21 protein-coding genes are annotated in these 21274 nt (G+C 43.3%); 12 read left to right on the top strand and 9 right to left on the bottom strand.

Going from position 1 to position 21274, the window contains the following annotated elements:
* The first annotated feature begins 3 nt into the window (after nt 1-3).
* From trpC to NM125_RS14380, 7 genes are all read left to right on the top strand, one after another.
* Entirely contained in the window at nt 4-840 is an 837-nt protein-coding gene (gene trpC, locus NM125_RS14410) for an indole-3-glycerol phosphate synthase TrpC (RefSeq protein ID WP_255135674.1), read from the top strand.
* 93 nt (nt 841-933) lie between these two features.
* Entirely contained in the window at nt 934-1587 is a 654-nt protein-coding gene (locus tag NM125_RS14405; protein ID WP_255135673.1) for a phosphoribosylanthranilate isomerase, read from the top strand.
* Nucleotides 1588-1652: 65 nt separating this feature from the next.
* A complete protein-coding gene (gene trpB / locus NM125_RS14400; RefSeq protein ID WP_255135672.1) occupies nt 1653-2873 on the top strand; it encodes a tryptophan synthase subunit beta in 1221 nt (406 codons plus the stop codon).
* Nucleotides 2874-2993: 120 nt separating this feature from the next.
* Nucleotides 2994-3791 carry a tryptophan synthase subunit alpha gene (gene trpA / locus NM125_RS14395; RefSeq protein WP_255135671.1) on the top strand — a complete coding sequence of 266 codons (798 nt, stop codon included), beginning with the start codon at nt 2994-2996 and terminating at the stop codon, nt 3789-3791.
* A gap of 9 nt (nt 3792-3800) precedes the next feature.
* Nucleotides 3801-4904 (top strand): DUF4837 family protein, encoded by a 1104-nt coding sequence (locus NM125_RS14390; RefSeq protein ID WP_255135670.1) that lies wholly within the window; start codon nt 3801-3803, stop codon nt 4902-4904.
* A 41-nt stretch (nt 4905-4945) separates the two neighbouring features.
* Nucleotides 4946-5686 (top strand): hypothetical protein, encoded by a 741-nt coding sequence (locus NM125_RS14385; RefSeq protein ID WP_255135669.1) that lies wholly within the window; start codon nt 4946-4948, stop codon nt 5684-5686.
* Nucleotides 5640-6452, top strand: a complete 813-nt coding sequence (locus NM125_RS14380; protein WP_255135668.1) for a methyltransferase domain-containing protein — start codon at nt 5640-5642, stop codon at nt 6450-6452. The genes NM125_RS14385 and NM125_RS14380 overlap by 47 nt, the downstream gene beginning before the upstream one ends.
* A gap of 196 nt (nt 6453-6648) precedes the next feature.
* On the opposite strand, the gene NM125_RS14375 is transcribed toward NM125_RS14380, so the two are convergent.
* A complete protein-coding gene (locus NM125_RS14375; protein WP_255135667.1) occupies nt 6649-7089 on the bottom strand; it encodes a hypothetical protein in 441 nt (146 codons plus the stop codon).
* Between the two features lie 85 nt (nt 7090-7174).
* Nucleotides 7175-7651: a tRNA adenosine(34) deaminase TadA gene (gene tadA / locus NM125_RS14370; RefSeq protein ID WP_255135666.1), complete on the bottom strand. Its 477-nt coding sequence runs from the start codon at nt 7649-7651 to the stop codon at nt 7175-7177.
* A gap of 58 nt (nt 7652-7709) precedes the next feature.
* Between tadA and NM125_RS14365 the strand changes: the two genes are divergently transcribed.
* The 4 genes from NM125_RS14365 (at nt 7710) to NM125_RS14350 (ending at nt 10668) form a co-directional block, all read left to right on the top strand.
* Nucleotides 7710-8252, top strand: a complete 543-nt coding sequence (locus tag NM125_RS14365) for an adenine phosphoribosyltransferase (RefSeq protein ID WP_255135665.1) — start codon at nt 7710-7712, stop codon at nt 8250-8252.
* A gap of 66 nt (nt 8253-8318) precedes the next feature.
* Nucleotides 8319-8807, top strand: a complete 489-nt coding sequence (locus tag NM125_RS14360; protein WP_255135664.1) for a hypothetical protein — start codon at nt 8319-8321, stop codon at nt 8805-8807.
* Nucleotides 8804-10030: a hypothetical protein gene (locus NM125_RS14355; RefSeq protein ID WP_255135663.1), complete on the top strand. Its 1227-nt coding sequence runs from the start codon at nt 8804-8806 to the stop codon at nt 10028-10030. Before NM125_RS14360 ends, NM125_RS14355 begins: the two co-directional genes overlap by 4 nt.
* Before the next feature lie 122 nt (nt 10031-10152).
* Nucleotides 10153-10668 (top strand): SixA phosphatase family protein, encoded by a 516-nt coding sequence (locus tag NM125_RS14350; protein WP_255135661.1) that lies wholly within the window; start codon nt 10153-10155, stop codon nt 10666-10668.
* Here the strand turns inward: NM125_RS14350 and NM125_RS14345 are convergent.
* From NM125_RS14345 to NM125_RS14315, 7 genes are read right to left on the bottom strand one after another with little or no spacing between them, the layout of a single operon-like run.
* Nucleotides 10665-12761, bottom strand: coding sequence for a hypothetical protein (locus NM125_RS14345; RefSeq protein WP_255135660.1), 2097 nt, complete (start codon nt 12759-12761; stop codon nt 10665-10667). The genes NM125_RS14350 and NM125_RS14345 overlap by 4 nt on opposite strands.
* Nucleotides 12762-12782: 21 nt before the next feature.
* Nucleotides 12783-13775 (bottom strand): AAA family ATPase, encoded by a 993-nt coding sequence (locus NM125_RS14340; RefSeq protein WP_255135659.1) that lies wholly within the window; start codon nt 13773-13775, stop codon nt 12783-12785.
* Complete coding sequence (locus NM125_RS14335) at nt 13772-15139, bottom strand: peptidylprolyl isomerase (protein ID WP_255135658.1); 1368 nt, start codon at nt 15137-15139, stop codon at nt 13772-13774. Before NM125_RS14335 ends, NM125_RS14340 begins: the two co-directional genes overlap by 4 nt.
* Nucleotides 15136-16047, bottom strand: a complete 912-nt coding sequence (locus tag NM125_RS14330) for a peptidyl-prolyl cis-trans isomerase (RefSeq protein WP_255135657.1) — start codon at nt 16045-16047, stop codon at nt 15136-15138. Before NM125_RS14330 ends, NM125_RS14335 begins: the two co-directional genes overlap by 4 nt.
* Nucleotides 16048-16050: 3 nt before the next feature.
* On the bottom strand, nt 16051-17991 hold the full coding sequence (locus NM125_RS14325) for a peptidylprolyl isomerase (protein WP_255135656.1): 1941 nt from the start codon (nt 17989-17991) through the stop codon (nt 16051-16053).
* A gap of 42 nt (nt 17992-18033) precedes the next feature.
* A complete protein-coding gene (locus tag NM125_RS14320; protein WP_255135655.1) occupies nt 18034-19362 on the bottom strand; it encodes a NupC/NupG family nucleoside CNT transporter in 1329 nt (442 codons plus the stop codon).
* Entirely contained in the window at nt 19362-20036 is a 675-nt protein-coding gene (locus NM125_RS14315) for a thymidine kinase (RefSeq protein ID WP_255135654.1), read from the bottom strand. Before NM125_RS14315 ends, NM125_RS14320 begins: the two co-directional genes overlap by 1 nt.
* Nucleotides 20037-20489: 453 nt before the next feature.
* Here NM125_RS14315 and NM125_RS14310 point away from each other — a divergent pair, with 453 nt between their 5' ends.
* A complete protein-coding gene (locus NM125_RS14310; protein WP_255135653.1) occupies nt 20490-21098 on the top strand; it encodes a transposase in 609 nt (202 codons plus the stop codon).
* Nucleotides 21099-21274 lie beyond the last annotated feature (176 nt).

The following is a 21274-nucleotide window of genomic DNA, read 5'->3' as shown; positions in this document are numbered from 1 at the left end:
TTTATGAGCAACATTCTTGATCAAATAGTTGAAAAGACGGCCGAAGATTTAGCCAAACGAAGGAGGAAGGTTTCGTTTAACGACTTCAATTCCTTTCAGGGTTTCGAGAAGGAGAGCATTTCCTTCAAAGGCGCACTGAGAGACAACGAGTCTGTTTCTATCATTTCAGAAGTAAAAAAAGCCTCTCCATCTAAAGGAATTATCCGCCCCGATTTTGATCCGGTTGACATCGCACTACGCTACGAAGAGGGAGGGGCATCAGCTATTTCCGTTTTGACCGACCAGCCTTTTTTTAAGGGCGATTTGAAATACCTGGAGGCGATATCAAATAGAGTTAAGCTTCCATTATTGAGAAAAGACTTCATCATTGATCCCTATCAGATGAAAGAGGCGAAAGCATACGGAGCAGATGCAGCCTTAATAATAGTTGCCATTACAGAAGGATCTCAACTGAATGAACTATTGCATGCTGCCCGGGAATTTGAATTGGATGCCTTGGTTGAATGTTATGATCAGGAAGACTTCAATCGAATTAATTTCGAATTGGTTGATATACTGGGCGTAAACAATCGTGATCTTAAGAATTTTGAGGTGGATGTGCATCGTGGCATCGGAATTCTTCAACAAGCACCGGAAGGAACGGTGTTGGTTTCCGAAAGCGGGTTATCATCCGGAAAAGATCTGGCTTTATTGCAAAAAGAAGGAATCCATTCTGCTCTGATAGGTGAGTATTTTATGAGACAAGACGACCCCGGTCAGGCTATAAAAGATTTAATTGAACAGACCGAAGAAGAATTTGAACGTTTACAAAAAGAAAAAGAAGATGTAGAACATGGATGATACAGATGCTGAATATTTTTTCACGATAATGCACTTATTAAATCAGCGACTACCCTTTACATCCGCTTTACCCATGTTCCATCAACAATGATTATGACTGCACAGAACCACAGAACAAGAATTAAGATTTGCGGAATAACGAACCTTGAAGACGCACGGTTTGCAGCCGGAGCTTTGGTGGATTACCTGGGTTTTATCTTTTATGAAAACAGTCCCCGGTATATTGAACCCGGAGAAGCCGGAGCTGTCATTAATTGGCTGGAAGGCCCTGAGAAAGTCGGTGTTTTCGTAAATCAGCCTTTAGATGACGTTAACCGAATAGCCAAAGAAACCGGGCTGGATTATGTTCAGCTTCATGGAGATGAATCGGTTGAGTACTGTGAACTGGTGGAAAAGCCCATCATAAAAGTGATTCATATTCAGCAGGAAACGGTTCCTTATTTACTGAAACATCAAATAGATCAGTATTCTGAAGTGGCCGACTTTCTTCTTTTTGATACAAAAATTGATGGACTTTGGGGCGGAACCGGGAAATCATTTGACTGGGATATGCTGAATGAAGCTGATATCGATATACCGTTTTTCCTCTCCGGTGGATTGAATGCAGAAAATATTCATGAAGCAATCAATACGGTTCAGCCTTATGCTGTGGATATATCAAGCAGCCTGGAGCAGAAACCAGGACTTAAAGATTTTGAAAAAATTGAAGCCTTCATGGATCAAATGAGAGCTTTGGAAGCAAATTAACAGAACACGGATTAAGCGGGTTGACAGGACCTGTTTTATCCGTGTTTCTACTCAATGATGATATTATGAGCACAAAAACTAAGACAAAGAAATATACCTTTCCCGATGAACGTGGGTATTACGGCAAATTTGGCGGTAAATTTGTGCCGGAAATTCTAATCCCTGCCATTCAGGAGCTGGAAGCGGAATTCCAAAAGGCTAAAAACGACGAGACTTTTCAAAAAGAATTCAAATCGTTATTGGATGAATATGTCGGACGGCCTACCAAGTTAACCTTTGCGAATCGCTTAACCGAACATTACGGTAAGGGCAAAATCTATCTGAAACGAGAGGATCTGTGTCATACCGGTGCACATAAAATTAACAATGCGATTGGACAGGTTTTATTGGCCCGACGAATGGGTAAAAAGCGAATCATAGCTGAGACAGGTGCCGGTCAGCATGGAGTGGCTACGGCCACGGCCTGTGCGAAATTTGGACTCGATTGTGTGGTGTACATGGGAGAGGAAGACATGGTTCGCCAGAAATTGAATGTAGATCGTATGACCCTGCTCGGTGCAGAAGTAAGAGGGGTAAGCAGTGGTTCAAAAACCCTGAAAGATGCTACCAATGAAGCCATCCGTGATTGGGTAACCAATGTAGATACCACATTTTATATCATAGGGTCGGTAGTTGGCCCTCATCCTTACCCCATGATGGTACGCTATTTTCATGAGGTTATCGGACGGGAAACCAAGAATCAGGTTCATGAATATGAAGGGCGAAATCCGGACCACCTGGTTGCCTGCGTAGGCGGCGGGTCGAACGCCATTGGCTTCTTCTATCCATTTATTGATGACGAGGATGTGAACATTATAGGAATAGAAGCGGCCGGTTTCGGTGTTGACTCCGGACAGACTGCGGCAACCATGAGTAAAGGAACCCCGGGCATATTACATGGTTCGCTGAGCTACTTACTACAAAGTGAGGAGGGCCAGATTGAGCTGGCTCATTCTATCAGTGCCGGTCTGGATTACCCGGGTGTAGGGCCTGAACATGCGCATTTAAAAGATCTGGGAAGGGTGAACTATCATGCTGTTACGGACGATGAAGCCATGGATGCCGTGAAATTGCTTTCGAAAACCGAAGGAATTATCCCGGCTCTGGAAACCGCTCACGCTTTTGCATGGCTGGAAAAGCTAATGCCGGAAACATCGAAAGACGATATTATAATTTTGAATTGCTCCGGCCGCGGCGATAAAGACATGGGCACGATTTCGGAGTTCATCCGCGAGAAGGAAAATTGAATCGAACACGGGTGACACCGATTAAATGGATTCTCACAGATTTACTAACCATCAATCAGTGTAAATCTTTTTTAGTATCAGCGTTTTCCGTGTTCCATAAAAGAAGTTATTTTTAGTTTAATGAACCGAATTCAAAATACATTTACAGAAAAGGGAAACGACTCAAAGCTGATGAGTCTTTTTCTAACCGCCGGCTTTCCTGATTTAGACGCTACCGTTGACCTCATCCTTGGCTTCGAAAAAAACGGAGCCGATATCATCGAGCTTGGTATGCCGTTCAGTGATCCTTTAGCGGATGGGCCTACAATTCAGTATTCCAGCGATGTAGCTATTCAGAATGGTATTACCATGGAGAAAATCTTCGGAATGGTGAAGGAAGTCCGTAAACAATCGGAAATCCCCATAATTTTGATGGGATATATGAACCCGGTACTGCGTTATGGAGTTGAGAAGTTCTGCGCCAGAGCCGAAGAAGCGGGCGTTGACGGACTGATTATTCCGGATATCCCCATTGAAGAAGGCGGGATTATTGAGCAGCATGCCAAAAATTCGAAGCTGTCTCTGATCTATCTCGTTGCACCAAACACCAGCGATGAGCGGATGAAGCAAGCCGATGAAAAGTCACAGGGATTTGTATATTGCGTTTCCGTTACCGGGGTAACCGGTGCCAGAGAAGGTGAGGAAGTGTCAAAATCTGTGAATCGGTTTATAGAACGGGTAAAAACCAATATCACTCATAACCCGGTGATGGTGGGTTTTGGCATCAAATCTCATGAGGATGCGGTTGATATCGCATCAAATGCCGATGGTTTTATTGTTGGTAGTGCCTTAATTGATACCATCAAGAAAAACTACCCGAATGAAGGATGGCAATCAGCGTTGTTTTCTTTCGTTCACTCACTGAAATTTGGAAATTAATTATTCATTATGCGATTAACATTAGGTTCTATAATTGTTTCAGCCGTTGCTCTTCTTTTTGTCTCCTGTGATGGAGATTACCGCCCTTTGGCTGAAGGAAATACCCGCGAAGTAGTTGTGGTTATGGATTCCACCAAATGGGAAAGCCAAACAGCCGAAGCCATCAGAGATGTATTTGGAAAGTGGGTGTTAACCGTTCCAAACGGAGAACCGTATTATGACCTTCAGTTTACACAAATCCGCTCTCAATCGCATTTAGACCGCCTTAAGAGCAAAAAGAACGTAATTTTTGCCGCTCCCATTGATGAGGATTCCAACACCGGCCGGCAAATTCGCGGCTTCCTGGACGAGTCGGTTGAACAGCGAGTCAAGGAAGGTGAAAGTTTCGCATTCCCGGTGGAAGATCAATGGTACAGGGATCAATATGTGTTGATTTTAAGTTCGTCTTCCGATTCACTTTTAGCTCAAAAAATCAGAAATACAGAAAACTCATTGCTCAGTAACATGCTTCAAAAAGAGCTTCAGCGCTGGGAGTATTTTGTGTACGAAAAGAAAGAACAAACACAGCTTTCAGATTCGTTATGGCAAAACCGAGGTTTTAAAGTTCGGTTCCAGCACGATTATATCAAGAATATAGACACCCTTAATTTCATCAGTTACCGTCGTTTCCTTCCACAAAACGACCGCTGGATGTGGATTTGGTATAAAGACAACGTTGATGATATTTCATTCCTGGATGACGAATGGATTATCAATACCCGTGACTCCCTTTCTCAGGAGTATATCAAAGGCGCTCGTGACTCTATGTATGTCCAGACCTATACGAACCGTCCTGAAATACGCCCCATTATTACCGAAAGCTTTCAGAAAGGCCGGCTACTTGCCTACGAAACCCGTGGTACCTGGTACATGGTAAACGGACTGATGGGTGGACCCTTTGTGAATTTCACTTATTATGATCCCGATACCAATCGCTTGTTCATGATCGATTACAACCAATTTGCACCCAGTGTAAGAAAGAAACTCCCGTTCGTACGCCAGTTCAGGGCTATGGGGCGGACGTTTGAATCTGACTCTACCTGGACGCCATCAGCAGAAGATCCGGCATCCTGATCATTAAATAAGAGTTAACTAAGATATAGATTGATCAGAACGTGCATATATCGAAAGAAAAGCTTGATTTAGAAATTATTTCCTACCACGGATGGGGCTTTGATTCGTCGTTTTGGAAAGACTGGAAGTCTATTCTGCCTGAGGGTGTTTTATTTAAAACTGCAGATCGTGGTTATTTTTTGGATGAAAAGCATCCCGGGTTCTCAGGCAATTCGAAGCATAAAGCTCTTTTCTTGCATTCTTTTGGCTTGCACTGGTGCCCTGAGGAGCAAATTGAACAAGCAACCTGCATCATAATCTTCAATGGATTTTGTGATTTTCACCCACAGGATGAAAAGGAACGATTAGAATCACAAAAAGCACTTAAAGCAATGATTTCAGATTTTGAAAAGGACCCAAGAGAGGTACTTAAAAAATACTGGAAGAAGGCATTTCATCCCGATAAAAAAAAGAATATCCCAAAGGGAAAACTTGACGGTGAGTTGCTTTTGAAGGATTTGAAAAAGCTACATACCGATTCCTTTGATCTGCAAAGAATAAAAAACGGGAAGCCGATCATTAGTCTGGACGGAGGGAGCAACAAAATTCTCTCGCACAACCGGGGTAAAAAATTTACCGAGATTACCGAAGGGAATGCCGTCTATCATTTTATAAAGGAAGCAGGGCACGGGTTGCCCGTAACGCATTATGAAGAATGCTGGTCGTTTATCAATGCAATGATTCCTATTTTTCAGCATGATGGAAATTACAGAAGAAAACGACATCAGCCGAATAGCCCGTAGTTTTGGTAATGCTGCAGAAGCCTATCATCAGGAAGCAGAAATTCAAAAGAAGGTAGCCGATGGACTAATATCATCGCTATTGCCCTGGAGGGAGCTTTTACCGTCCGGGCCTATTCTTGAAGTGGGTTGCGGTACAGGTTTTCTGACTCGTCAGCTCATAGAGCATTTCCCGGATAAAGAGTTTTTGATTACCGATGCCTCACCTAAAATGGTGGAGTTCTGCAAATCTGAATTGGAAAAAGAGGGACTAATTTCTGATAAGATTCAGTTTCAGGTGTTAGATGCCGATGAGTTTGATGAGGGAGATACTAACTATGCCATGGTTGTCAGTAATTTTGCCCCTCATTGGTTTAAGGATACATCCGTATCGCTGGAAAATCTGTCCCAATCTATACAGCCGGGCGGATTGCTGCTATGTTCTTTTCCCGGTAATCATTCCTTTGAACAATGGTACGAACACTGCCTGGAGCTTGGGCTTCCTTACACGTCCAATCCTTTACCCGATGTGGAAGAAGTGGTGGTTAAGTTGTCGATGGGTCCAATGCAAATTGATTACTATGAGAATGATCTTTTCCAGGAATTTGAATCATCTATTGATTTCTTTCGTCATTTAAAACGAATAGGTGCTTCTGAAAATGTGAAGGGAAACGCTCTGACGTCAAAACAATTCCGGCTGCTGGTAGATCACTGGGATCAAAAATGCAACAACAAGCTTAAGATCAAATGGCATGTGGTTTATCTGGCCGCTAAAAAAGATTATGCCTGATGATGTCAATGATCACTATCTGGCCCGGGAGTTTTAGAAAACAGTGCTAATTCAGAGTAAGTCCAAATAGAAAAAATCATAAATACATAAATAAATTATGATTTAACCTTACGATTCTTTAAAATCTACCCGAGTACAGGGTTTGGGTTTTTGGGGTACTCTATTTCTTCTACTACTGAAGTTACATGCAGTCGGACTATTTCAGCCAACCTTTTGATATTGCATTTCTGGCTATCCAAATCAGGCCTATCCCAAATAACAAAACCATGATTGGCATAACAGCGCCACCCGGTCCATATACTTCGATGGAATTACTCATAAATAACGAGTGATATAGCTGCACCACAATTCCGATAAAGGAAACAATGAAGAGGGGAAGAGCTACTTTTCTTTTCAGTAAGAGGGATAATGAGCCTAATGCTCCCCCAAATACGGCGAAAGCAAAAGCCCCAGTAGCCCAAGCCGGTGTATTAGCCATTAGTTCTCGTTGTGCAGAAGGCAGTTCAGCCATTACTTCAGGACTCATTGTTACCGTCATGATGTAAGACATTACACCCAGTAAATTCCAGAGAAGAGCACCCCATCCAACCACCCAAAACCAGGTAGTTATTCCGTTTTTTTCTTGTTCGTCAGCCATGTCAACTTGATTAGGTTAAAGTGGCTCTCCTGATATTGATTAGTCAGCGGATAGTACTAATTTTTAGTTAAAAACAGGAATTTTATTAGTCACGCCGGTCCTTAAAAAAAGCCTTCATCAGATGCTCGCATTCAGCTTCCATCACGCCTTGTATCACTTCTGCCTGGTGATTGAGTTTTTTATTCGATGAGATATTGAAAACACTGCCGCAGCCTCCGGCTTTGGCATCTGTTGCGCCAAATACAATTCCACCAAGCTTACTCCATACCGCCGCTCCGGCACACATAGGGCAGGGCTCAAGGGTCACGTACAAAGTGCATTCGCTGAGGTATTTCTCATCCATGGTTTCGCAGGCGGCTGAGATCGCAATCATTTCAGCATGTGCTGTCGGATCGTTTAATCGCTGAACCTGATTATAGCCTTTCCCAATGATTTGCTCATTCCGAACAACGATAGCTCCAACGGGTACTTCGCCTTCATCAAAAGCCTGTTCGGCCAGCATAAAAGCTCGTGCCATAAATCGATGATGTTTCTGCCAAACTTGTCCTTCAATTTCACTCATAAAACTTGATTGCTATCCTTCGAATTAACTACCTTGGCGCGAACTTAATCCTATTTGAATGAAAAAAGTAGAGCAAAGCATAAAAGATTTTATATCCGAAACCATCCGAACCATCCCGGATTTTCCCAAAGAAGGAATTCAGTTTAAGGATATCACCACGCTATTGCAGGACAAACGGGCGCTTGAACTTACTTCCTATATGCTTGCTCAGCCATTTCGCCATAAATCGGTGGATTATGTGGTGGGGCTGGAATCCCGAGGTTTTTTGTTCGGAACCAATCTTGCCCAGGATTTGAACGCCGGTTTTGTGCCCGTTCGCAAACCCGGAAAGCTTCCGGCCAAAACTCTTTCGGAAACCTACGCCCTGGAATACGGTGAAGATCAGGTCGAAATTCATGAGGATGCCATTTTTGAAGGAGCCAAAGTGATCATTCATGATGATCTGATTGCTACAGGAGGGACGGCCTCGGCGGCTTCTAAATTGATTGAACGGCTTGGCGGTGTAATAGTAGGCTATTCCTTTATAATCGAGCTTTCATTTCTGAACGGACGGGATCAACTCACCCAAAATGTACCGGTAGAAAGTATTCTTATCGAGTAGCCGGAACAATATTCGATTTCGTGACTACAATTGCTTGAACAACTAATAGTAATTGAGGACACGAAAATGAGACCCCAAAAACTTATTCCGATTATTTTGTTGGCTTCAATCGTGATGTTAGGCACAGCCTGCAAGACGTTTGTGGTCGAAAATGTGAACTATGCCCACCAAATCGAATCCGTACTGACCCCGGATGAAGATGGAACGGTAACTGACGTCCGTCATGGCATTACCTTTAATGTGGCTCCATTCCATAAAAAAGAGTTTGGAGAGAATGACAGTACCCATCAAATAAAGGAAGTCCGCCTGATCAGAAATGCGGAAGGCTTTTACTTCATCACCGCTAATCAGTTTAAGAATGTATATGTGATGGAACCCGGGAACGGATCGCTAAAGCTGAAGAAAAAAATTAAGGTTTCAGAAGAAAGAATCTCTGAACCGGCTTTCAATATGAGAGATGGCGTTGTTCAGTTGGTAAAAATTGAAACCAATGAGATTGTAAGCTTAAATGAGAATGGCATTAAAAAGAACGATAAAGAGGAGGAACAATCATGAGACGGTTTTATACAGCTACTTTAGTATTGATTGCGCTTGCTGTAGGAAGTGTTTCCATATCAGCACAGACATCAGACTACCAGGTTAAAAACAACTTTGAAGAAAGATATGCTGAACTGAAGTCTTCCATAACGGAAGCAATGACAGTGAAGGAGATTGACAGTTTACGCAGCGAGATTAAAGACTTCGCTTACTACAACGAAGACCACGAGCAACTGTTAGATAACGCTCTTTACCCGGAAACGTATGAAAGCACGATTGAAGAGCTTAAGCAAAGAGCCCGTGCAGCAGAACACAAGCTTTTGATTATTGAAAATCAAAACGAGAAGCTTACGCAGCTTTCCAATGAGTTATCTACCTACAAATCAGAGATTGCCAATTTAAATGAGCGGACCGATTCCCTCAGAAACGCAATCCTGGCTTCTGAAGAGAGTGAAAGTGATCTTTCCCAACTTGTTGAGCGTTATCGCAAAAGTATGGAGGAGCGGGATGAATTCGTACTCAATATGATCGATTCTCTGTTCATTACATACAAAGACATGCAGGGTAAAGCACTGGCTGAATTCACCGAAGAAAATGGTCCGAGAGCTTTACAGGAAGAAGATAATCCACTACATGTTATCGAATCTGTAATAGAAGAAAATATTCAGATTCTGAAAGCTGATAACGGCGCCCTGCAAACCGAAGACTATCTGAGAATGTACGTGGTTCAGAATCGCTTTTCAGAGGTATGGAACCAAATAGGTGATGACCTGACCCGCATTTATGCCGGTAACAAAGCCAGCCAATGGGAAAACAACATAGAGGATAAGCTGGGCGATTGGAAAGCAAGTGCATCTAAAAACATGTGGGCTTCCATGGATAGCTATCTGGAGAAGAATAATGTAGACCTCGGTGCTTTTGATAGCAATGAGAGCTTCTATAAGTCTATTGAGCAATTCGTAAGCAAGGCCACCGATGCCAGTCGCGAGAAAGTAATTACAGATGAAAACTACGCTGACTTCCAGGCTTTTTATGACTTCTGGAATGGTAAAATCAAAAAAGACTGGGGCAAATTTGTTCAGGAAGGTGAAGTACTCACCATGAATCAGATTTCAACCATTGATACGGAAATTATGACCTGGAGAGATGAAGCCAAGCCCAAGTCGTTTCTCATTCCAATTTTATTTGGATTGAGCCTGTTAACCATCGTAGGTCTTATCATTGTATTAGCAAGAAAGTAATACCCCAAATATTACTAACTGTCAAAAAAGGTCGGCCGGGAGGTCGGCCTTTTTTATGTTCTGTAGAAACATAATTAAAAAGACTTCCGTAGGTTAACTCAACTTTTAACCTAACTGACCTGATGAAAAAGCTCCTCCTTATAGCCGGCATTTTACTGATTACATTAAACGTTTTTGCTCAATCTGGAGAGAACCTGGCCACAGAAACCACCCTTATTTTCGTCCGCCATGCAGAGAAAATGGACGATGGAACACGTAATCCCCATTTAAGTGAAGAGGGAAAAGCAAGAGCGGTGCGACTTGCAGACATCTTACTTAAAGAACATAATGTCTCAGCCGTTTACAGTACTCCGTACTATAGAACCAAAGAGACGGCTTCTCCCATCGCAGACAGTTTGGGCCTGGATATTCAGGAATATGGTTTAGATGATCCAAAGGCACTTGTTCAGTCAATCATCGACACTTACAAAGGGAGTACTGCTTTGATTGTAGGCCATTCGAACACTACGCCTTTATTAGTAAACTTATCGATAGGCGAACAACGGTTCGAGCAGCTTGATGAAAAAGCCTACGGAGATATTTTTATCGTAACTATTGCGGATGGGGAAGACCCCGTTGTAGAGAGAATATCCTACTAAGGAAGCGAATAGTACTTTCTAAGCAGCCACTCGCTACCTAACAGCAGTAAAACAATGGCAAACCAGTAAAAGGAACGCACGGGGAAGGTATAATTTTCAACCGTTTGTGTTCGGGTTTGCAGAACATTAGCCGCACGAAGGCTGTCCCACACCGCTGAAGCTTCCTTATATGTGAAAAAGCGACCGCCTGAATTGGCTGCAATGGTTTTCAATAATGCATCATCACGAAGGGTATTGGTAAGCTCTGAGCTCGAATTTGAAACAAGGAACTCACCGGATTGAGACTCAATTTCCCGCTCACCTTTTCGGGCCGTTGCCTGATAACTGTATAATCCTTCTGAAAGCCGGGGCAGGGTAAGGCTGTAATTTCCATTTCCAAGGCTTTCCATATTAAAAGATCGGGCGGTTCCGGCTTCTGAATTCAACTGGACTTCGATAATACCTTCCGCTTCGGGGTCACCTCTTTCATTTCTGAGGCTTGCGTTAATTACAGGAGCTTCAGCCGTACTGAAGGTCTTTTTGGCGGGAGCTATGCGAAGCTTTCTGTTATCGGGATCACTGGATGTCCATGATACCAGGTTCGCAATAAGTGTAGATGCATATTCCCGCTCCATTGAATTGGTACTTTGAATCCATTTATACCATCCCCACGGAAGTACGTGAGACCGACGGATATTACCTTGTTCTAAAACTGCAATAGCAGGTGACTCTGTGTTAATACCATCAAAATTGATAGAATATAATGCCGTGCTTTGCAGGTCAGAAGTTTCACTTCTTAAAACAGAATAAAGAGAAGGGGTATCGTTTAAATTGATCTCCGGCAGTTCTAAAATAGGTTGTTCATCCTGATCTAATATCTGATTTAACCGAACCTGGGCAACCCGGTTATTTTGAGGATCTAAAAGCCTGAGAGTTTCAATGTCCTCGTATCCGAGATCTGACCGGCTGTTCAGTTCAAAGAAAATGGTCGGAGTATCAGTAATCGTATTCAGAAAAGAAAGATTAAGTCCTGAAGGAGGGGTTCCATGCACGATGATCAGGTTAAACTCATCCTCTTCAGGCATATCCTCTACGTATCGATTGCCACCAAGCCAGGTAAGAGTTAATAAATCATTGTTTTCATCTTCGTTGATGACAGACCGAATGGCTTTTACATCGGGATGGATTTGAAAAGCAGCATGCAAAATCTTCACTTTGCTGTCCAAAACATCGATAGTGAACAAACGGGAGTTATTTGATTCCGTCCATTCATCAGGCAAAGGGGTGGCGCTGATTTCATACTGCTTAAGACCTTCTTCGGTGAGTTCCAGCTCAAACTGAACCTGTTTTACCTGATTGTCGGTATCAAAGCTAACCTGCTGCTCATTCAGCACTTCATCACCCGACAAGAGGGAAACAATAAGCGTGTTATTAGCAAAACCGGACTGTGAGATTTCTGCTTCAATGATATGATTGGTGTTCGTATATCCGGTGGTATTGGTAAGGACATTGGAAATCGAGACATCCCGAACGCTCGAAGTATCACCAACCGCAATAGTGTAGAGGGGGATAGAGGAATTGGCTGCATTTATGGACGGATTCCGGCCAAAAGTAATAATCCCATCAGAAATAATAAGTGCGGCCTGAACCTGCTCTTCCATTTCGAGGATAGACTTTATGGGCTCAGCAAGATTGGTTTGGGTTTTGGAAGCGTTCAGCGAATCGGGATCAAATTCAGAAACCTGATCTCCGATCGCAAAGAATCTAAACTCTACATCAGGAATGGCGTCAAAATTAAGAGTATTCAGGAGCTGATCATAGGAACTGAGCCCTTCGTATTCCCCTTTGGTAATCCCTATGCTTTCCGAATTATCCAAAAATACAGCAATGGATGGTTTTACATCAACCTGCCGGGAAGAGTAGAAATAGGGGTTAAGCAACAGCAACAGAACAATAAGCAGGGCAGAACCTCTCAGGCAGATGAGCGCCCAACGCCCGATGGAAGGAATACTACTGAACTTTCGGTAAGAAGCCCATGCAAGAACCACCAAGGCAATGGAAAGAAGTATAATTACAGCCGGTGGAAGTATATGTTGGAAACCCTGAAAGTCCACATTAATCCCTCATTATGATGTTCAGGATTCCTCTTTAAGCATTTCAATCAGCTTAACGGTCGTGTAACCTTCGGCTTCAGCAGCATAATTATTTACTATGCGATGTCGTAAAACGGGAATGGCCAGCGTCTTGATATCATCTTCGGTAACATGATAGCGGCCTTGTGACAGCGCTCTTGCTTTGCCGCCTAAAATCAGGAACTGAGAGGCTCGCGGACCGGCACCCCAGCTCATGTACTTATTTACAAAATCAGGCGCCATATCGGTACCGGGGCGGGTTTTAGATACCAATTCCACCGCATAATCAAGCACGTTGTCCGGTACAGGAACTTCACGCACCAACGCCTGAAGTTCCTTGATCTTCTCTTTGGTAACCAGCGCTTCTATGTTGATATCCTGGTATGCCGTCGTTTTGCTTACAATTTCTTTTTCCTCTTCGAGAGAAGGATAATCAACCCAGATATTGAACATAAAACGGTCGAGCTGTGCTTCGGGAAGAGGGTAGGTTCCTTCCTGCTCAATCGGGTTTTGGGTGGCCAATACGAAGAAAGGCGTATCCAAATCATAGGTTTTACCACCGGTGGTAACGTGGTATTCCTGCATCCCCTCAAGTAAGGCAGCTTGGGTTTTAGGAGGGGTCCGGTTGATCTCGTCAGCCAGTACAATATTGGCAAACACAGGTCCTTTAATGAAGGTAAACTCCTTACGGCCTGAGTCCTTATTCTCCTCGATTACTTCGGTACCGGTTATATCACCGGGCATAAGATCCGGGGTAAACTGAATTCGGTTGAAGGAAAGATTTAGTGATTCTGCTAAAGTCCTGATAAGCAATGTTTTAGCCAATCCCGGAACACCAATAAGTACACAATGACCTCTTGAAAAAAGGCTGATTAAAAGAAGATCAATAATATCTTCCTGACCAATAACAGCCTTGTGTATTTCCTTCTTTATCTGATGAAAAACCGCATGGAATTCATCCGCTAACTTAACCGGATCTTTTACATCGGTGCTCATAAACTATTCTCCATTTCCGGTACGTCGATTTTATACTCTACGTAAATATCATCCCGTAATTCCTGCATCCATTTTTGCATGATGCGATACTGTTTCTGCTGTAAGGCGATACTTTTAATGCGCTCATAATCTTGCTTCAGATTCGCAATATGCTCGGGAATCTGGCGGTCTAATCGCACAATTCGATAAGCCTTTTTATTCTGACTTTGCAGATTAAAAGACTTTGGCTCAGAGATATATCCTTCTTCGTCCATCAGCAATACAACTCTGTACATTGCAGGATCCAAACGGTTGAGGGGGATAAGCCGTTCACCGCTTTGTGGATCAAATATTTTACCACCAAGATTCGAAGTTGATGGATCTTCACTCAGCTTGCGAGCCACATCTGCGAATTTCACATCAGGATTAGACATGATACTGTCGCGGATAGCATTCAGTCGCTCAATCGCATAGTCTTCATCCAGTTCTTCAGAATCGACTGAAATTAGAATGTGATTGGTTTCAATCTGGTCGCCAACCCTGCGGTTTAGCCGGATCACGTGATAACCAAATTGAGTTTCCACCACTTTGGAGATTCCGCCCGGTTTAAGAGCAGAGGCCGCAGCCGAGTATTCCGAAACCAATTCATCAAGTCCCATTAAAGGTAGCAAACCACCTCTGCTGCCTGAACCCTGATCATCGCTGTGCCGGCGGGCTAATTCCTCAATCGATTTCCCATGCGTTACAATAGAGTCACGAAGCTGCTGGGCAAATTCAAAGGCCCGTTGTTCGGCATCACCTCTGGCAGGTGGGATGATCACGATCTGTGATAATGCAACTTGTTCGGGAATGGTAGGAAGGGAATCCGTAGGTATGCTTTCAAAAAACTCATTCACCTCAGGCCGGGTGATCGTAATGGACTGCATTTTCTGTTGTTGAACTTTGCTGGCAATCATCTGCTCGCGGAAATCTGAGCGGAAATCGGCCCGGAGTTGTAGCAAAGATTTCCCAAAAGCCTGTTCAAGTGCTTGCTCACTACCGGCCTGCCGGATCAACTGCTGAATACGCTGGTCCATTCTTAGTTCAACTTCCTCATCAGAAACAGTAATGGAGTCAATCTGGGCTTTTTCCAGCAGCAGGTAATTATCTATGGCAGATTCAAGAAAGTCGAACCAAAGTCCTTCACTGAACTGAACCTGCTGGCCTTGAACCTGTGCCTGACGCATATAATCAGCTACGCTTTGGTCAATTTCAGATTTTAAAATGATATTGTCGTTAACGTGAGCTACAATCTGGTCAGCTAATTGTTGCTGTTGAGCCTGAGTATTAAGTGTGAGAATTTGAGATAGAAAAAGGAGGGGTAAAAAAACGTATTTATTCTTCATTGATTAATTTGGTTCAGTGAAACAGTAGAGTCGTCCACTGCTGTATTCGTTTCGTTTATAACGTTGTGAATTTTAATTTCATTATTAGCCTGCCCCTGAAGATAAAGATTCTTTACGTATGTGTTGAATGCTCTTTTACGCTTTTCCAGGGTCAGCCATTCTTCAATTTGGCCGATCAGCCAGTCCAAGTCCGGGTGATCTCCTTGCGGCCGCTCATCCAATAACTGAACAAAGTGATATTCATTGCCCGAACGGTACGTGGGAGAGATTTCAGAAGGGCCGATGATATTCAAATACCGGTTCAGCATAGAGATATCGCCGCCGGCAATGGAAATAGGCCAGAAGCGTTCCGATTCCCTTATTTTAAGATCGGGATATTTTGAATATTCCTGGGCCACTGTTTCCCACTCAATACCTCGCATAAGATCTCGCTTGGCCCGTTCGGCATCCGAATTACTGCGGGCTATAAGGTGCCGGTAACGCACATAACGTTCATCAAGGGTGAACTTATCTTTGTTCTGCTGATAGTAGTTTCGAGCTTCCTGTTCGCTTACATCTGTATCACCTTCAAACTCGGTAATGATGTAATCCTGAACAGCCTGGAGAATGTACTCTTCCCGAATACGCTGCAACTTCTCCTGCACACCCTTTCGCTGGGTGAAATTCAGGCGTTCAGCTTCTTGTAAAATAACCTGTCGGCGGACCCACTCATCCCTGTAATTCAGATAAGCCGAAATACTATCCGACTCAAAAATGTGAGAAGGGATCTCCGCTTTTGCCGCTTCTTTGGTAAGCTGCTGAGTTCCAACTTCTGCAAGTACAACCGGCTCTGAGCCGGTATCTTGCTTACATGCCGATACCAACAGCAGAAGGGAAGTAAAAAGAAAAATAGAGCGGATGTTTACCATGTGTTATGCGTCTTTATCGAAAGCTTTGCGAAGCTTTTTAACGTGAACCTTCACATTATATTTGTCACGCAGTTGTTGCAGCCATTCCTTTTCACGCTGCGGTTGGAATTCCGCCAGAATACGATTGAAGGCTTCATCAAAAGTCATGTTCCGGGCCTGCAGGCGATCTTCGAGCCAAAATATCCCGCGTATTTTGTTGTACTCAAAGGTTTCGGAAAAGCTGTCGATCTCCATTTCACTGAGCCGGTCAAAAGGCTCCTGTGTGAAGTTAGTGGTAGAATCTGCTGAAACTCCGATTCTGTCAATTCTAACCTTCACACTGTCGGGAGAACCGCCATTATTGACAAAGTCTTTGGCTTTCATCAGGGTTGAATCGTGGCGGGCCGTCATCAAATAGTAGAAGGGCCGCTCCGGGTACTGATATTTACTAATGTTCTCTTCATAGATTGAATGAAGGCGGGAGGTATCTACTGTGGCAGGACTCCATATATTTTCCTCATTGATGTTATAAACCACCAATCCGTTCAGATAGCTTTCCGACTGTTTACTGAACTTAGGATATTTTTCAAGAGTCAGATCAATGATGTTATTGTCCACAACCTTCAAGGTATATTCATTCAGCAGGTTGCTTCTGTAAGCATTGGCCGTTCTGGCGCCATATGTATTTTGAATGAATGCATGATAATCATCGAGTGAGTAATCTTCCCCGTTGAACGTGTACACCGTTTCATCTCCGAGACCTGCAGGTTGCTCCGGAAGGGAGGAAATCTCAGAGCTGTCAAAAGCCATGATCCATTCTTTGTACAAGTCTTCGGCTTCAAAGTGCTTTTGATCGTCAAATTTCTTCTGGAGAAATTCCACAACAAACTGGTTACTCTCTTCGAAGTAGGGGGTATCACCCAGCTGCTCCATCAAAGCTTGGTTTCGCTCTTCTTCTGAGGCATAAGTTTCAACTGAATCTATCTTAAAGATATGGTAACCGTAGTTGGTTTTAACCGGCTCAGAATAAGGTTCTGAAGGGTCCTGACTGACAACAGCCTCAACAAAATCCATAGCAAAATTCTGGCGGTAACTCACCCAACCGATTCGTCCATTGCTTCTTTTGGAGGCACCGTCTTCAGTAAACTGGTTAAGCACCAGGTTCCAGGGCTGTCCGTCTTCCAAAGCATTATATGCGTTATGGATCTTATCGTAAGCGGTTGAGTCTCCGGTTCCACGAACAAAAATATGGTTAACGAGTCGGGCCGGTGTTCGTTCTCTTTTATCCTGCAATAATACAATATGGTATCCGAACTGAGTTTTGAAGGGCTCTGATATTTCACCGACTTCAAGTCCATAGACCACATCTTCAAACTCCTGAACCGTTCGGCCAACTGAGATCCAGGGAATATCTCCACCCATGCTGCGGCCGCCTCTAACGGTAGAATATTTTCCGTTTACTTCGTCCAGAGGAACTCCGTCTGTGATTTCTTGCCGGGCTTGTTTCAGTTTAGATAACGCCTCGTCAACTTGCTGTTGAGGGGCATCAGGACCTACAGCAACCAGGATGTGGTAAGTTTTGAGTTCCATTTCTGCCCGTTTTTTGAACTCATCAAAAGCAGCGGGCTTAATTTCATTTTCCAGCCAGAAAGCATAGGCCGCCTGCTTCACATACGACTCATGCTCAGCTACCAAAGCTGAATCCTCGAAATATCCCTGATCTTTGGCAGCCAGTAATTTGGCTTTATAATCGAGGTAGATAGGGAGGAAGCTTTCAAGATCGTCCAGTGTTGGCTCTTCGGATGAACCACTGCTGTAGTTTTTTTTCAGTTCAGCATAGGTCACTTCCTGATTACCGACTTTTCCAACGACGGTTTTATCATTTTTTGATTGTCCATATATCAAAGAGGGGACAACACATAGTAGAAACAGACTTAAGAATAATCGATACGTTTGGTTCGCCATTGCGAATAGTAATTTAGTTTTCTTGATGGTTAGTTGTTCTGATTAAAAGAGCATTCCCGCGAATGTAGCGGTCATTAAGTTAGCCAAAGTTCCGGCAAAAACAGCCTTAATTCCAAATTTTGCCAGTTCAGATTTTCTACTGGGGGCTAAACCTCCAATTCCTCCAATTTGTATGGCTATAGAAGAGAAATTGGCAAAACCACACAACGCGAAAGTAGCCATCGCTATTGTTTTGGGGGATAACTGTGCGGCACTTACGCCTTCAGCTAATTTCAGGTAAGCTACAAACTCATTCAATACAATCTTGGTACCCAACAGTGAACCCATATTCACGGCATCAGACCAGGGTACACCAATCAGCCAGGCAATGGGAGCAAAAACCCAGCCCAGCATCATTTCGATGGTGAGGCTTTCTCCCAGCAAACCGGTAATGCCGGTAATATCACTTCCCCAGCCTAAAATACCGTTGAACATGGCAAGCAGAGCGATAAACGCTAATAACATGGCACCTACATTCAATGCAAGCTGAAGTCCGGTTCCGGCCCCTGATGCTGCAGCATCAATTCCATTGGCATCTGTCTTCTCAACATTCATGGAAACATCACCTTTGGTAACGGGTTCGCCATCTTCCGGAAACAGGATCTTAGCAATGACAAGTGCAGCAGGAGCGGCCATTAAACTTGCCCCCAGAAGTCGCTCGGCAAAAAGCTGCTGAGCAACTTGTATTTCTAAACCATTGGCTTCAGCAAAGGGAGCACCCAGCATGGCTACATAAGCGGCCATTACGCCACCGGCAATGGTAGCCATCCCACCTGTCATCACCACGAAGAGCTCAGACTTGGTCATTTTCTTGATGAAAGGTTCAACAACCAGGGGTGCCTCTGTTTGCCCCACAAATATGTTGGATACCACCGATAAGGTCTCCGCTCCGGAAGTACCAAGCAGTTTCTGCATCCCCTTAGACACCATCCTTACAATGAACTGCAAAATCCCGTAGTGGTAGAGGATGGCGGTCAATGAGGCAAAAAAGACAATGGTGGGGAGTACCTGGAAGGCGAAAAACACACCCAGGCTGTCTTCGTGTTCAGGGCCATGACCTAACCTTCCGAAAATGAAAGAGGCACCCTCGGTGGTGTAATTAAGGACGACCACAAAAAAACTGGCTACCTTTTGAAACAGAATCATAGGCCATCCTAAAGGTGCCCAAAATCCGGCCAATACATCCGCCTTCAGAATAAAAATGGCAAGGATAAACTGTATTCCGATGCCTATTCCAACCAGTTTCCAGTTTATATTTTTTTTACTGTTGCTAAAAACGAACGCAAGCCCAAGCAGGCTTACAATTCCAATGATACCGCGTATAATATCCATTAGGTGTGCTCTGAGTTTATTTCTTCTGTTTCGTCGGTAGGTTCTTCTTCAGTTTCTTTTAAAGCCGGATTCATAAATGGCTTAATCGGTCGGCCACGGCGCCGATCAACGGGAGGGCGGAAGCAGTGACGGGCCCGGGGTTCATAAGCATCGTATTCCCCAACCAGCACCTGGCCTTCTTTTTCAACTACCCGCTGGGAGTAGTGGGCCATGGTTCCGCTCTCGGCACATACAGCATGCAATTTGGTAACATATTCCGCAATAGCCAGCAGATAGGGCATAGGGCCGAATGGCTGCCCTTTGAAATCCATATCCAACCCGGCTACTATAACACGTTTACCATCGTTAGCCAACGTATTTGCCACATCCACAACCCGGTCGTCAAAAAACTGGGCTTCATCAATGCACACAACACGTGCATCTCCGGTAAGCAGTACAATTTGATCGGCCGTATCTACTAAAATGCTGGGAAGGGCGGTTTCATTATGAGATACTACCTCGTTCTCACTGTAGCGTTTGTCGAGAGCGGGTTTGACCACCACTACTTTTTGTCCTGCAATATGAGCTCGTTTTGCCCGGCGAATCAGTTCCTCGGTTTTTCCGCTAAACATGCCGCCACAAACGACTTCAATCCATCCAAATTCCCGCGGTGCTAACGAAGGTTCGTTTATCATCTAATGCTTTACTTATTAATTGAACCCTATAATTTTGAGGACGGAATATATCAGGCGACAGGCAGAAAAGGAAAGACTAAAATGGTGGAAATGAGATCAATTCTGTTAATTATATAAATCTATATCAACCATCACCCGGCTCTCATATATATAATGCATTTAGCTTTATTCAAACTGACCCGAATGATGGAGTGCCGTTTATTCCATCATTCCGTTTCCCACTGTATGGTACATATTTAGTTTAAGAAAGAAACGGGGTGATGGATATGCCAGATAAAAGACCGTAAGTGGAATCTATTCCATAACCATGCTCTCGGATTTCTCATATTTACCAATATTCGTGCCAAGCAAAAAGATAGATTGCAGCTTATTCGGATAATTAAATGTTAGTGTTTCTGATAAGAAATGAGATGATTAATTGCATTTGATATATGCATCAATTTATTTCTGTTTATGAATTTTCTTCCGGGGCACGTATATCACGTTTATAATCAAGGAAATAACAGAGATAGAATATTCTTTGAGAAAGAAGATTATTTCTTGTTCTTGAAAAAGATGAGAAAGGCTTTTAGATCTGATTGTTCCTTACTCGCCTGGTGTTTAATGCCCAACCATTTCCACTGGCTTCTAATTATAAATGATGATTACAATATAGATTATCATACAACCGAGCGTACCAAAAAATTAAACCCACTAAACAAAAAGATAGCTTCTCTACTTAGCTCTTACACTCAGTCAATAAACAGAAAATATGGCCGATCAGGCTCTTTATTTAGAAAAAGAACAAAGGCTAAATCGTTAAACGAACAAAGATTTTTGCATGATAATTATTTGGCGAACTGCTTTTTTTATATACATCAAAACCCACACAAAGCCGGGTTAGTTGAAAGAATTGAACATTGGGAATTTTCTTCATTCCCTGACTACTGTGAGATTAGAAATGGAAATCTATGCAACATCAATCTTGCACTTAAACTGCTGGAATTACCTAAAACAGTTGAGGGATTTTACGAGCTATCTTACAAGACAATTCCTGAAGATTCTTATAAAAATATTTTTTAATCAATCTATCCGCCATTAGTTCATCCATCACCCGGCTCTCAATGGTAATAAGTATAGCTTTGTTCAAACTGAGCCAAATGATGGATTGCCGTTTCTTCCATCATTCCGTTTCCAATTGTAGGGTGCATATATATTTTAGGAAAGAAACGGGGTGATGGAAATAACCTGGCTTGGCC

Source organism: Gracilimonas sediminicola, assembly GCF_024320785.1.
GTDB lineage: Bacteria > Bacteroidota > Rhodothermia > Balneolales > Balneolaceae > Gracilimonas > Gracilimonas sediminicola.
This window is presented reverse-complemented; position numbering and strand designations above follow the sequence as displayed.

Bases quoted from the DNA above. Each gene is read 5' to 3' on its own strand.
- trpC (WP_255135674.1), top strand. From the start codon at position 4: ATGAGCAACATTCTTGATCAAATAGTTGAAAAGACGGCCGAAGATTTA.
- NM125_RS14405 (WP_255135673.1), top strand. From the start codon at position 934: ATGACTGCACAGAACCACAGAACAAGAATTAAGATTTGCGGAATAACG.
- trpB (WP_255135672.1), top strand. From the start codon at position 1,653: ATGAGCACAAAAACTAAGACAAAGAAATATACCTTTCCCGATGAACGT.
- trpA (WP_255135671.1), top strand. From the start codon at position 2,994: ATGAACCGAATTCAAAATACATTTACAGAAAAGGGAAACGACTCAAAG.
- NM125_RS14390 (WP_255135670.1), top strand. From the start codon at position 3,801: ATGCGATTAACATTAGGTTCTATAATTGTTTCAGCCGTTGCTCTTCTT.
- NM125_RS14380 (WP_255135668.1), top strand. From the start codon at position 5,640: ATGATGGAAATTACAGAAGAAAACGACATCAGCCGAATAGCCCGTAGT.
- NM125_RS14375 (WP_255135667.1), bottom strand. From the start codon at position 7,089: ATGGCTGACGAACAAGAAAAAAACGGAATAACTACCTGGTTTTGGGTG.
- tadA (WP_255135666.1), bottom strand. From the start codon at position 7,651: ATGAGTGAAATTGAAGGACAAGTTTGGCAGAAACATCATCGATTTATG.
- NM125_RS14365 (WP_255135665.1), top strand. From the start codon at position 7,710: ATGAAAAAAGTAGAGCAAAGCATAAAAGATTTTATATCCGAAACCATC.
- NM125_RS14360 (WP_255135664.1), top strand. From the start codon at position 8,319: ATGAGACCCCAAAAACTTATTCCGATTATTTTGTTGGCTTCAATCGTG.
- NM125_RS14355 (WP_255135663.1), top strand. From the start codon at position 8,804: ATGAGACGGTTTTATACAGCTACTTTAGTATTGATTGCGCTTGCTGTA.
- NM125_RS14350 (WP_255135661.1), top strand. From the start codon at position 10,153: ATGAAAAAGCTCCTCCTTATAGCCGGCATTTTACTGATTACATTAAAC.
- NM125_RS14340 (WP_255135659.1), bottom strand. From the start codon at position 13,775: ATGAGCACCGATGTAAAAGATCCGGTTAAGTTAGCGGATGAATTCCAT.
- NM125_RS14335 (WP_255135658.1), bottom strand. From the start codon at position 15,139: ATGAAGAATAAATACGTTTTTTTACCCCTCCTTTTTCTATCTCAAATT.
- NM125_RS14330 (WP_255135657.1), bottom strand. From the start codon at position 16,047: ATGGTAAACATCCGCTCTATTTTTCTTTTTACTTCCCTTCTGCTGTTG.
- NM125_RS14325 (WP_255135656.1), bottom strand. From the start codon at position 17,991: ATGGCGAACCAAACGTATCGATTATTCTTAAGTCTGTTTCTACTATGT.
- NM125_RS14320 (WP_255135655.1), bottom strand. From the start codon at position 19,362: ATGGATATTATACGCGGTATCATTGGAATTGTAAGCCTGCTTGGGCTT.
- NM125_RS14315 (WP_255135654.1), bottom strand. From the start codon at position 20,036: ATGATAAACGAACCTTCGTTAGCACCGCGGGAATTTGGATGGATTGAA.
- NM125_RS14310 (WP_255135653.1), top strand. From the start codon at position 20,490: ATGAATTTTCTTCCGGGGCACGTATATCACGTTTATAATCAAGGAAAT.